Annotated in this window: 6 protein-coding genes; 2 read left to right on the top strand and 4 right to left on the bottom strand. The window is 64.9% G+C overall.

Features of this window, described 5'->3' with window-relative positions; translation table 11 throughout:
* Positions 1–210: 210 nt before the first annotated feature.
* From P3R82_RS05045 to P3R82_RS05030, 4 genes are all read right to left on the bottom strand, one after another.
* Positions 211–780 carry a hypothetical protein gene (locus P3R82_RS05045; RefSeq protein WP_283193250.1) on the bottom strand — a complete coding sequence of 190 codons (570 nt, stop codon included), beginning with the start codon at positions 778–780 and terminating at the stop codon, positions 211–213.
* Positions 781–911: 131 nt separating this feature from the next.
* Positions 912–1,850 carry an agmatinase gene (gene speB, locus P3R82_RS05040; RefSeq protein WP_283193249.1) on the bottom strand — a complete coding sequence of 313 codons (939 nt, stop codon included), beginning with the start codon at positions 1,848–1,850 and terminating at the stop codon, positions 912–914.
* Positions 1,851–1,901: 51 nt separating this feature from the next.
* Positions 1,902–3,176 carry an NAD(P)/FAD-dependent oxidoreductase gene (locus P3R82_RS05035; RefSeq protein ID WP_283193248.1) on the bottom strand — a complete coding sequence of 425 codons (1,275 nt, stop codon included), beginning with the start codon at positions 3,174–3,176 and terminating at the stop codon, positions 1,902–1,904.
* A 131-nt stretch (positions 3,177–3,307) separates the two neighbouring features.
* Positions 3,308–10,321 (bottom strand): hypothetical protein, encoded by a 7,014-nt coding sequence (locus P3R82_RS05030; protein WP_283193247.1) that lies wholly within the window; start codon positions 10,319–10,321, stop codon positions 3,308–3,310.
* A gap of 413 nt (positions 10,322–10,734) precedes the next feature.
* Between P3R82_RS05030 and P3R82_RS05025 the strand changes: the two genes are divergently transcribed.
* A complete protein-coding gene (locus tag P3R82_RS05025) occupies positions 10,735–10,941 on the top strand; it encodes a hypothetical protein (RefSeq protein WP_183898565.1) in 207 nt (68 codons plus the stop codon).
* Between the two features lie 95 nt (positions 10,942–11,036).
* Positions 11,037–12,155: a mechanosensitive ion channel domain-containing protein gene (locus P3R82_RS05020; RefSeq protein ID WP_283193246.1), complete on the top strand. Its 1,119-nt coding sequence runs from the start codon at positions 11,037–11,039 to the stop codon at positions 12,153–12,155.
* The last annotated feature ends 119 nt before the right edge of the window (positions 12,156–12,274 follow it).

Here is a 12,274-nt window from a genome sequence, read left to right as displayed (position 1 = left end):
CTCGTCCTACGTGGTTCGTAAATGCACGTGTCAGGCACCGACAGAGGGAGACAGCATCTTAACGTCTCCAACCCTGAGCTGGGATATATCGCCAGCTAACGGATCGTTGCAAGTTCTATTTTAGACAAATGGATAATGCGCGCCGACCATTGGCATCGCCGACATCTCGCGGTGGCGATGCCGGTTCGGCTTGCCGTGCTTCGCGTTCCGTCAGAACGGGTTTGTCGTGGCGCTTTCGACCTTGGCCGGCCTCTTGTCCGACAGTCGCTCGATGCAGGCCGCATAGGTCGCATGCATCGGGTAGATGCGCGATGTCGGAATGACCCAGTCGGGTTCGTTGCCCTGGAACGAGACGTTGATGTCCGCCATTCCACTCAGCGCGGCGCGAATGATCGCCTGCACGCCGCCGGCGTTCTTGTTTCCGGGCAAGCTCCAGACGCGCAGGCTTTTGCTGTCGGCGCCGATGGCGGGCACATCCATGGTGTTGCTTTTGCCCGTGACCGAGACCTGTGTGGAGAGCTTGTCTGGCAGCGTCCACGCGTCATTCTTGATGATCCAGGATGCGTCCTTGAGGCTTTCCCGGAATTCGACGGTCTTTCCCGTCATGCTGTCCCAGACCAGCGCGCAGTAGGGCTCGCCGCCGTTGTTGACGTAGCCGATCGACCACTGGCGGGACGATCCGATCCACTCCTCGGTGCCGTTGGCAACCAGCGGCGCGCCGGCGCTGAAAAGAGCGGCGGCAAGAACAACTCTTGCAGAAAGAACGGCGAACGGTCTCATTTTTCCGTACCTCGGCGCAACGCGGCATAGCGCTCGGGGAGCGCCCCTTGATCCGTTCTTGTCGCACGAACAGGTTTCAAACCGGTGAATCGCCAGACGTGCAGCGGGCAACTCCGCGACACGCCAGGGTGTCACGGAAGGACACACAGCATCTCGTAGAGCAGATTGGCCGCGATCAGCGCCGTGTTGCCCGACGGGTCGAACGGCGGCGACACCTCCACCAGATCACCGCCGACGAGGTTCAGTCCGGCGCAACCGCGGATGATTTCGAGCGCCTGCCATGTCGTGAGACCACCGATCTCGACCGTTCCCGTGCCCGGCGCGAACGCCGGATCGAGGCTGTCGATGTCGTAGGTCAGATAGACGGGCGTCGAGCCGATCTTCGTCCTGATCTCTTCCATCAAGGGCTTCAGCGATTTGCCCCAGCAGGCCTCGGCCTGAACGACAGTCCAGCCCTTGTCGCGCGCCCAATCGAAATCCTCCGGCGAATAGCCGGTGCCGCGAAGGCCGATCTGAAACACCTTGTCGTTGACGAGAAGCCCGTCGTCATAGGCGCGGCGGAACGGCGTGCCGTGGGCGATCTTCTCGCCGAACATCTCGTCGTTGGTGTCGGCATGGGCATCGACGTGGATCAGCGCCACCGGGCCGTGCTTTTTCGCGATCGCGCGCAGGATCGGATAGGTGAGCGTATGGTCGCCCCCAAGCGTCAGCGGAATGCAGGGATGAGTGAGGAGATCGTCGTAGAAGGCGGTGATGATGTCGACCGACCGCTTCAGGTCGAAAGTGTCGATCGGCACGTCGCCGATATCGGCCACCTGCATCCGCGCGAAGGGGGCCGCGCCCGTTGCCATGTTATAGGGACGCAGCATGCAGGATTCCTGCCGGATCTGTCGAGGTCCAAGGCGGGTGCCCGGCCGGTTGGAGGTGCCGACATCGAGCGGAATTCCGACGAAGCATGCGTCCAGACCCTCCGCCGTGGCCTGGCTCGGCAGCCGCATCATCGTCGATGGTCCGGCGAAGCGGGGCATGTCGTTGCCGCCGAGCGGCTGGTTGAACCTGTGATCCGGCATGGCTTCATCTTTCCTGATCGCGATGGATATGTGTCGGGTGCTGTCTGGGCGCTACGGCGTTGCCTGAAGGACGGCGAGGACCTCGCGCGCGGCACGCTCGCCGCTTTGCAGCGCGCCGTGGGCGGTCGAGAAGTCGGTCGTATGGGTCGCTTCGCCGGCGAAGAACACACGCTGGTCCAGAGACCCGGCGAGCGTGAGACGGGCGTCGGAATGGCCCGGCAGAGCGTGGCTGTAGGCGCCGCCGATCGAGACTGTTCTGCTCCAGTCCGACGCGACGAGCGGGCGGAGATTGCGTCTTATATTGCTGCCGAACAGACGGACGAGCTGATCCGTCGCACGCGCGAATGCCTCGTCTTGGCCTCTTTCCGCCACGGCGCGCGCCCCGGCGCCGCCGAGGTAGCATTCGATGACGGGCTGACCGAAGGGGCGGATATAGTAGCTGCCGGTCGATGCATCGCGCGGGTCGCCGATAAGATGCGTCTCGTCCTCGAAGGGCGCCGGGCCGGTGATCTCGAGAAACAGCTTCTCGTTCGCGCCAAGCGGCAAGCGCATCGCCGCGGCTCGCCACGCATCGAATGCCGATGGCCAGCGAATGGTGTCCCCGGCCAGGATATTGGTGGAGACGGTGACGATGAGTGCGCGGGCACGCACGGTGCCCGCAGATGTCTTGACCTCGATGCGATGTCCGTCGAGCCCGATGGCTTCGACGGGCGTCGAGAGCTTCACCATCGCCTCAGCGGGCATGGCGGCGCCGACGAGCGCGCCATAGCCTGTCTGGACGCGCCAGTTGATCAATGTCGATGCTTCGTTGTAGGCGGCGTAGTCCTTGCAGGAAATACGCTCGAGTTCGTCGCCGCTGATATACCCGCTGAGCGCCTGCAGATAGCTTGTCCAGCCATCGGCCGGGTCCAGCGCATCGGCGGCGACATCCGACGGGGGAGGGGTCGTCGAGACGCGCTCCGTCCACCGTTCGAAGGCGAGATGGGCGGCGTCGCGTTCATGCGGCGCAAAGCCGAGATCGCGAAACTGCCCGCCCCAGGCGGATGGCTGGCGATCGACGGTGATGCCGATCTCGCCGGCGATGCGGGTCCAGGGGTTTCGATCGCCGGAGTGAAGCCAGCCGCAGCCGAGATCGACGACGTTTCCCGCCACCTTGGCCGTCGAGGCGCGGCCGCCGGTGCGGGAAAGAGCCTCGAGCACAAGCGTCTTCAGCCCGGCTTTGACGAGTGTTCGGGCCGCACCCGTGCCAGCCGCGCCGGCGCCGATGACCACGACATCGGGTTCTTCCATCATCGACATTGCCTGGGCGACTTTCCTTGCGGTCAACTGAATACGAACGTCTTCGCCACATGCTCCATAAAATGGCTTGTCGATCAATGCCGTTTCGCGGCTTTTTGCTGAAAATTCGAGCCATTGCGGGCGCGGCGTCGAATGTCGCCGCGCCCGCGATCAGTCTCTTATCCCAGATAGGACATGATCACCGAGGCAACCTGAGCCGATTCACTCGTGTCGGGTGCGGCTGCTGCCGATGCCGAGCTTGGCGTCTCCGAGGGTGCCGTGGTCGTGGTCGTCGTCGTCGTCTGGGAGGCGCTTACGCCAGCCAGCGGGCCGTTGGTCAGCGCCTGTACCTGTGCCGATGTCATCGCGTTGATCTGGGCCGGTGTGAAGGCTTCGGCCTGGCTCACCGTCAAGGCGCCGAGTGCTCTTGTGCTCAGTCCCGAAACCGCGCTCGAACTCAGCGCGATGATATGCTCGGGCGAGAAGCTGGCCAGATCATCGGGGCCGAGGGCCGCCGTCTGAACGACATTGAGGGCGCCGATCTGCGCGGTCGACAGCATTCCGATCTGCGCCGTGCTCATGGCGACGACCTGGCTGTAGCTCAGCGCTGCCACCTGACCCGTGGTCAATGCCGCGATGTCGCTTGATGGCAGGGTCGAGAACACCGCCGTCGTCAGGCCCTTGATCGAAGCCGGCGTGATTGCAGCGAACTCCTCGGTCGAGAGAGTCTGCAACTGGTCGGTCGTCAACCCGGCAAGGCCGGTCGAACTCAGGGATGCGATCTGGTCGGTGGAAAAGGTGCTGAACTGATCGGTGCTCAGCGCGCGGATCTGGTCGCTGGTCAGGCCGGATATTCCCGAACTTCCGAGCGCCGCGATCTCTTCCGTCGAGAGCGACGCCACGAAGGCCGTGGACAGTCCCTTCATGGCACCGGAGCTGATCGCCGCGAGCTTTGCGGGCGTGAGCGCATCCAGGCTGGACGAGGTCAGGCCCTTCAGCGCATCCGAGCTGAGCGCCGCGATCTGACCCGTGGACAATTTTTCCATCTGGTCGATGCTCAGCGCGCCCGCCTGAGCGCTGCCGAGGCCGGCAATCCCCTTGGCGCTCAGTGCCGCGATCTGCTCGACCGAGAGCACGGCGATGTCGCCGGTGCTCAGAGCCGCGATCTGAGCGGAGCCCAGGGCGCCGATCTGTCCTGTCGACAGCATCTCGACCTGGCTTGTGCTCAAGGCCGCGATCTGGGCGGTCGAGAGACCGGCAATGCCGGCCGTGCTCAAAGCGCCGATCTGCTCGGCCGAAAGCGAGGCGATCGTCGTCGGCGACAATCCGGAGATGGCCGCCGAGCTGATCGCGGCGATTTCGGCGGTGGTGAAGCTGTCCAGATCATCCGTTCCGAGGGCCGCGATCTGCCTGGAGCTCAGCACGCCGATCTGCGTGCTGGTCAGTGCCTCGGCCTGGTCGACGCTGAGCGCTGCGATCTGGTCCGTGCTGAGGCCGGCGACGCCCGCGGTGCTAAGCGCCGCGATCTGGCTTGGCGAAAGCGACGCCAGAGCGCCGGTCGACAGGCCGGAAATGGCGGACGAGCTGATCGCAGCGATCTCGGCCGTGGTAAAGCCGTCGAGGTCGTCGGAGGTCAGAACCCCGATCTGCCGCGAGGAGAGCGCGCCGATCTGCGTGCTGGTCAGCGCCTCCATCTGGTCGCTGCGCATGGCGACGAGCTGGCTGGTCGAAAGGCCGGCTATGCCCGCGGTGCTCAGCGCCGCTATCTGTTCGGGCGAGAACGCGGCGATGTCGGCCGTGTTGAGCGCGGCGATCTGCCTCGACGTCAGCGCACCGACCTGAGCGGTCGTGAGAGACTCCACCTGGCTGGTTCGCAGGGCGCCGATCTGGTCGCTGGTCAGGCCGGCAATGCCGGTGGGGCTGAGGGCAGCGAGCTGGTCGCCCGAGAGCGAGGAAATCACCGATGTCGAAATCCCAGCAACCGCGCTGGAGGTGATCGCGGCCATGTCGGCGGTGCTGAAACTATCCAGATCGTCCGTTCCGAGCGCCGCGATCTGCTTCGAGTTCAGCGCGCCCACCTGGACGCTTGTGAACGCCTCGACCTGACGGACGCTGAGCGCGCCGATCTGATCGCTGGTCAGGCCGGCTATACCCGCCGTGCCAAAGGCCGCGATCTGATCGACCGAGAGCGCCGCGATACGGTCGGTGGCAAGGGCCGCGACCTGCCTGGAGCTCAGCGCGCCGATCTGAGCGGTGGTGAGCGCCTCCATCTGGTTGGAACCAAGGGCGGCGATCTGGCCACTGGAGAGACCGGAAATTCCGGCCGAGCTCATGGCGACGATCTGATCCGTCGACAGCGCCCCGATGGCGGCGGTCGAAAGGCCAAGGATCGCGCCGGAGCCGATCGCCGCGATATCGGCGGTGGAGAAGCGTGAGAGATCGTCCGTGCCCAGCGCGGCGATCTGCCTCGAGCTCAGGGCCCCCACCTGCAGGCTGGTCAGGGCCTCGGTCTGGTCGGTGCTCAATGCCGCGATCTGGTCGCTGCTAAGACCGGCTATGCCCGCCGTGCTCAATGCCGCGACCTGGGCGGTCGTCAGCGATGCGAGGTCGTCGGTTCCAAGCGCTCCGATCTGCCGTGAGCTCAACGCGGCGATCTGGCTCGTGGTCAGCGCTCCGATCTGGTCGCTGCTCAGCGCGTTGATGAGATCGACGGTCAGGCCCGCGATGCCCGATGTGCTGAGTGCGGCGATCTGGCTCGTCGTCAGCGTCGCAAGCGCTGCCGCCGACAAGCCGGCGATCGCGCCGGAGTTGATCGCGGCGATGTTCTTCGCCGACAGGATGGCGATATCGTCGGTGCCAAGCGCCGCCGTCTGCTTCGAGCTCAGCGCGCCGATCTGCGCGGAGGTCAACGCCTCCACCTGATCGGTCCGCAGCGCCGCGATCTGCCCGGTCGTCATTCCCGTGATCGCCGCCGTGTTCAGCGCCGCGATCTGGCTCGGCGACAACGCGGCGATCGTGCTGGTCGAAAGGCCGGCGATGGCACCGGAGCCGATAGCCGCCATGTCCTTGGTCGAGAAGGTCGCGATGTCATCGGCGGTGAGGGCCGCGAGCTGCGCGGAGCTCAGGCCGCTGACCTGGCTGCTGGTCAGCGCTTCGGCTTGCGCGGTGGTCAGCGCGGCAAGTTGCTGGGTGGTGAGCCCGGCGATGGCATTCTTGCTCAGCGAGGCGATCTGCAGCGTCGACAGGGCCCGGATCGTATCCGTCGACATTCCTCCCAGCGCGCTGGATGTGATCGCGGCGATATCCTTGGTCGAGAAGGTCACGACATCATCCGGCCCGAGGACGGAGATCTGGCTGGAGTTCAGCGTGCCCACCTGGTTGCTGGTCAGGGCTTCGGCCTGCGCGGTCGAAAGGACCGCCAGCTGCTGCGAGTTCAATCCGGCGATGCCGGCGGCCGAGAGCGCGGCGATCTGCGCGGTCGAGAGAGCGGCGACGTCGTCCGTCCCCAGCGCGCCGATCTGCGACGAGGTGAGCGCGGCGACCTGCTTAGTCGACAGCGCCCGGACTTGCGCGTTGTCGAGGGCCGCGACCTGGCTGGTCGAAAGACCGGAAACGCCCGACGCGCTCATGGCGGCAAGCTGCTGCGTGGTCAGCGCCGCTATGTCGCTGGTGCTGAGCCCCGCCACCTGCTTGGAGGTCATCGCCGCGATCTGGCTGGTGCCGAGCGCGTGAAGCTGTGCGCTGTTCAGCGCATCGACCTGAGCGGAGGTCAGGCCGGTGATGCCCGATGGCGTCAGGACGGCGATCTGGTCCGTGGAGAAAACGCCGACATTGTCGCCAAGCGCCGCGATCTGCGCCGCCGTCAGTGCCTTCACCTGCGCGGTGGAGAGCCTGGCGATCTGGTCGGTGCCGAGTGCCTCGACCTGGCCGCTCGTCAGGCTGGCAAGAGCGCTGGTGCTCAGCAGCGCGATCTGCGCGGTCGTCAGGCCCGCGACCGCGTCCGTGCCCAGGCCAGGCAAGCCCTTGTTGGTGATCGCCGCGATGTCGGCGTTGGAAAAGGTCGCGATGTCTTCGGCCGACAGGGCGGAGAACTGCACGGAGGTCAGCGCCGCCACCTGCGCGGGCGACAGCGTCTCGATCTGAGATGTGCTCATCGCGCCGATCTGCAGGCTCGTGAGGCTGGCGATCGCGCTGGTGTTGAGCGCGGCGATCTGCTCGTTCGAAAGGCCCTCGACGGCGTCGGGGCTGAGGCCGGAGATCGCCTTGTTGGTGATCGCCGCGATATCGGCGGTGGAGAAGGTCGCAATGTCATCGGCGCCGAGTGCCGCCATTTGCGCGGAGCTCAGCACCTTCACCTGCCCGGGCGACAACGCTTCGACCTGTGCCGTACCGAGAGCACCGATCTGGTCGCTCGTCAGGCTCGCGATGGCGCTGGTGCTCATGGCCGCGATCTGGGCGGTTCCAAGCCCTGCGATCACATCCGTGCTCAGCCCCGGCAGGGCCTTGTTGGTGATCGCGGCCATATCGGCCGTCGAGAAGGTCGCGATGTCGCTGGCATCGAGCACGCCGAGCTGCAGCGAGGTCAGCGACATGATTTGGAGCGGCGAAAGAGCCTCGACCTGCGCGGAGCCGAGGGCGTCGATCTGGTCGGTGCTCAGGCTGGCGATCGACGACGTGCTCAAGGCGGCGATCTGAGCGGTGGACAGCATCGTGATCCGGTCCGTGCCCAGCGCCGCGATCTGCAGGGTCTTCAGCACGCTGATCTGGGCGGTCGTGAAGGCAGCGATCTGCCCCGAGGACAGGTTGGACAAATCAAGGCCGGGGATCGCCTTGCTCGAGAGCGCCGCGATATCTGCCGGCGAGAAGGTTGCGATGCCGTCATCGCCGATCGCCGAGAGCTGCAGCGAGCTCAGCCACGAGACCTGTGCCGGCGTGAACGCCTCGACCTGGCTGGTGCTCAGAACCGCGAGCTGCGTCGTCTTCAGCGCGCTGACCTGCGCCGTCGTCAGCGAGGCGATCTGGCCGGTGGAGAAGGTTGCGATGATATCGGTGCTGAGACCGGGTATGGCCTTGCTGGTGATCGCGGCGATATCGGCGGTCGAGAAGGTCGCCATATGCTCGGCATCGATCGCGGCGAGCTGAACGGAGGTCAGCGCCGCGACCTGTGCCGGTGAGAGCGCCTCGACCTGATCCGTGCTCAGGGCCGCGATCTGGGCGCTGGTGAGCCTCGGGATCGCGGTCGAGTTCAAGGCCGCGATCTGCGCGGTCGAGAAGGTCGCGATGATATCGGTGGTCAGGCCGGTGATGGCGCGGCTGGTGATCGCTGCCATGTCGTCGGTGGAGAAGGTCGCGATTTGCTCGGCGTCGAACGCGGCGAGCTGAACCGAACTCATGGCTTTCACCTGCGTCGGCGACAGCGCCTCGGTCTGGTCCGTGGTCAAGGCGGCCAGTTGGTCGGTTCCGAGCGCCGCGATCTGGGCAGTGGTCAGCGCCGCGATCTGGGCGGTGGAGAGCGAATCCATGCTCAGCCCGGTGAAACCCTGGTTGGTGATCGCAGCGATATCGGCCGTCGAAAAGGCGGCGATATCGTCCGCGCCGAATGCCGCGAGCTGAGACGAACTCAGCGCCTTGACCTGCGCTGGCGTCAAGGCCTCGGCCTGCTCCACGCTCAGCGCGTCGATCTGGTCCGTCGTCAGGCTGGCGATGGCGGCCGTGCTCAGCGCCGCGATCTTCGCGGTCGAAAGCCCTTCCAGCTGCCCGGTGCTGAAGCCCGCGATCTGCGCGCCCAATGCGGTTATCTGGCTGGTCGAGAACGACGCGATCTGGTCGGCACTCAAGGCTTCGAGCTGGCTGCCGGTGAGATTTGCGATCAGACTTGTGGACAGTGCGGCGATCTGGGTCGACGACAGGGCGCCGATCGCATCCGTGCTCAGGCCCGACATGGCGCGGCTGGCGATCGCGGCGATGGCGGCGGTCGAGAAGGCTTCGATATCGGCGGCGTCGAGTGCTGCGAGCTGCGCGGAGCCGAGCGCCTTCACCTGAAGCGATGAAAGCGCCTGGAATTGCTCGTCGTTCAGGGCCTGGAGCTGATCGGTCGTCAGGCTGGCGATCGAACCGGTGCTGAGGGCGGCGATCTGAGCCGAGGACAGGGCCGCGACGCTGCCGGGGCTGAGGCCCGCTATGGCCCTGCTGGTGATGGCGGCCATATCGGCGGTGGAAAACGTTGCGACGCCATCCGGGTTGATGGCCGCCAGCTGGTCGGAGCTGAGCGCCTTGACCTGCTGCGGCGTGAACGCTTCGACCTGCTCGGGGCTGAGGGCCTCGATCTGCCCAGTCGTCAGGCTGGCCAGAGCGCTCGAGGTGAGCGAGGCGATCTGAGAGGGCGAAAGCGCCTCGATCTGCGTGGGGTCGAGCGAGGCGAGCTGTGCCGTGGTCAAGGCGTTCGCCTGGGCCGTCGTCATCGCTCCGACCTGTTCGGGCGACAGGGCGGACAGGTTCAGGCCGCGCACGGCCTTGGTGTTGATCGCGGCAATGTCTTCGGGCGACAGCATGGCGATATCATCGGGGCCAAGCGCCGCCAGTTGCGCCGAGGTCAGCGCCGCTGTCTGCGTCGGCGAAAGCGCTTCGACCTGGTCAGTGCTCAACACGCCGATCTGGCTGCTCGTCAACGCCGCGACGGCGCCGGTGTTCAGAGCGGCGATCTGATCGGTGGACAGCGCCGCGATGGCAGCCGTTCCGAGACCCTGGATTGCCTTGTTCGAGATAGCGGCGATATCGGCGGTCGAAAAGGTCGCGATGTCGTCGGCCCCGAGTGCGGCGAGCTGCGCGGTGGACAGCGCCTTGATCTGGTTCGGTGTCAGGGCTTCCGACTGCTCGGTCGTCAGAGCGCTCAATTGCGTCGTGGTCAGTGCGGAGACCTGGACCGAGGTCAGGCTTTCGATGGCGTATTTGTTGAGCGCATTGAGCTGGTCGAAGGTGAGGCCGACGATCGACCCCTTGGCGATGGCGCTGAGCTGCTGGGAATTGAGCGCCTCGACATCTTCCACATCCAGCGCCGCGATCTGGGAGGAGGAAAGGGCTTTGACCTGCGCCGTAGACAGCGAAGCGATGTCTTCGGTCGTCCATGCGGCGACCGCCGCCGAAGAAAGAGATCTGATCTGCGTTATCGTCAGCGTGGAGGCAACCGTCGTCATGCTCATCAATCCCGAATGTTCAAATGGCGTCAATAAAAAGCCAGGCCGAAATTCCGATAGCGAACGGCAGGCGGCTTCCGATCCAAGGCCTGATTGAGGAATCGGTTATCCAGCCCGCGCAGCTAAGAACCGCAAACTAGGTTGTGTGGCTTGTCTGAACCTGAAATTGCAGGTGGTCTCCCCAAACAGGCTCGGGCCCGCTGCCGCGACGAGGGTTAGGCAGCGAGCCTTGCCCGCAGCTTGCCGTCTCGTACGCTCGCGGTTCGGGGCGCTGATGGCGACAAGGAAGACGCGCGAAGCCGGCAATTTCACACATGTCCAAAATTATCACGAGACTGTCACATGAAGGAATCACGGCTCCACTACACGGCGACGCAAAGCGATGGGATTTGCGCATGCCAAAGAGTGGACGAATGAACGTGTACGGGACGGCTCTTTCCGTGCCCTGCATATTTACCGAGAGCGACGACGGCGGAACGATCCGCGGATGCCCGCGATTTCTGGCGCTCGTGGCCGGAAAGCAGAGCATCCGGCTGCTCGACACCATCAGCGGCCGATCCACGCCGATCGCCTTGCATCGCGTCGGTCGACGCGGAAAGGCCTCGTTCCGCTGGCTGTGATCGCCCGGCAAGTTTGGGGCCGCGACCGATCACGAAAGGCTGATTTTCGTTATTCCGACCTTTCCCATGCTGCACTGCACCCTAGCTGATGTCGTATGGAACGCCTTATTCTCGACTTTCAGGAAGCAACCGACTGGTTGCCCGCTTGGCTGGTCAGCATCGGTGTGCTTGCCGCCGCCTTGGCCGTGGGCTTGATAATCCATCGCCTCGCTTTCCGCTTTTTGAGCCGACTGGTCGAAACGCGGGATCTGTTCTGGCGGTCGCTGGTCTCACGCGGTCGCCGGCCGCTGAGGCTGAGCATTCTTACCTTGACCCTTTCGCTTGGCGCGACCATCGCGCCGCTGACGGCAGCACAGGCAGGCGTGATCCGCCACATCCTGCTTTTGGGCTTCATCGCCGTCGTCGGCTGGATCAGCAAGACCACGCTGCATATCTGGATGACCGTCTATCTTCGTCGCTTCAAACTCGACGCCGAGGACAATCTGCTCGCCCGCACCCACGTCACCCAATCCAGGATCGGCGAGCGTATCGCGGCCTTCATGATCGTCGCCATCACGATCGCAGCCGGGCTGATGACTTTTCCGGCCGTGCAGCAATACGGAGTGAGCCTGCTCGCTTCGGCGGGCGTTGCCGGTATCGTGCTTGGCCTCGCCTTGCAGCCGGTGCTGAAGAACGTCTTCGCCGGCATCCAGCTTGCCATCACGCAGCCGATCCGCATCGACGACGCGCTGATCGTCGAGGGCGAGTGGGGCAATGTGGAGGAGATCACCTCGACCTATGTCGTGGTCAAGCTCTGGGATTGGCGAAGGCTGATCCTGCCGCTCAGCTATTTCATCGAGAACCCCTTCCAGAACTGGACGCGGGAGAGCGCGGCGCTCATCGGAACCGTCATGATCTATCTCGATTACTCGGTGCCGGTCTCGGCGATCCGCGAGAAGGTCGAGGAGATAGCCGCTTCCTCCAAGCTCTGGGACAAGCGGGTCGTTGCCGTGCAGGTCACCGATTTCCGCGAGAACGTCATGGAAATCCGCATCCTCGTCTCGGCGTCCAATGCGCCGAAGACCTTCGACCTGCGCTGCGAAATGCGCGAGAAGATCATCGATTTCGTGCAGCGGGAATATCCGGCGAGCTTGCCGCGTGTGAGAGCCGAAGGCGCGGCGAACTTCAACGGCGTGATCGGTGGCGATGCGGTTAGGGCCTCGGCGCAATCCTGATTGCGGGCGGCAGCGCGGCGCTGCTGTTCAGAGAAAGTCGGCCGTCTAGCCGAGGCATATCGGCCGGACGATGCCCGATCTCAAAAAAAAGCAGACGTCCCAACCATTGTTCGGGCGCG

Source organism: Rhizobium sp. AN80A (genome assembly GCF_030053015.1).
Lineage (GTDB): Bacteria > Pseudomonadota > Alphaproteobacteria > Rhizobiales > Rhizobiaceae > Rhizobium > Rhizobium metallidurans.
Note: the sequence above shows the minus strand (reverse complement) of the source record. Positions and strands in the feature narration are given on the sequence as shown.

Excerpts from the sequence above, each read along its gene's own strand:
- P3R82_RS05025 (WP_183898565.1), top strand. The coding sequence starts at position 10,735 with ATGAACGTGTACGGGACGGCTCTTTCCGTGCCCTGCATATTTACCGAG.
- P3R82_RS05045 (WP_283193250.1), bottom strand. The coding sequence starts at position 780 with ATGAGACCGTTCGCCGTTCTTTCTGCAAGAGTTGTTCTTGCCGCCGCT.
- P3R82_RS05020 (WP_283193246.1), top strand. The coding sequence starts at position 11,037 with ATGGAACGCCTTATTCTCGACTTTCAGGAAGCAACCGACTGGTTGCCC.
- P3R82_RS05030 (WP_283193247.1), bottom strand. The coding sequence starts at position 10,321 with ATGACGACGGTTGCCTCCACGCTGACGATAACGCAGATCAGATCTCTT.
- speB (WP_283193249.1), bottom strand. The coding sequence starts at position 1,850 with ATGCCGGATCACAGGTTCAACCAGCCGCTCGGCGGCAACGACATGCCC.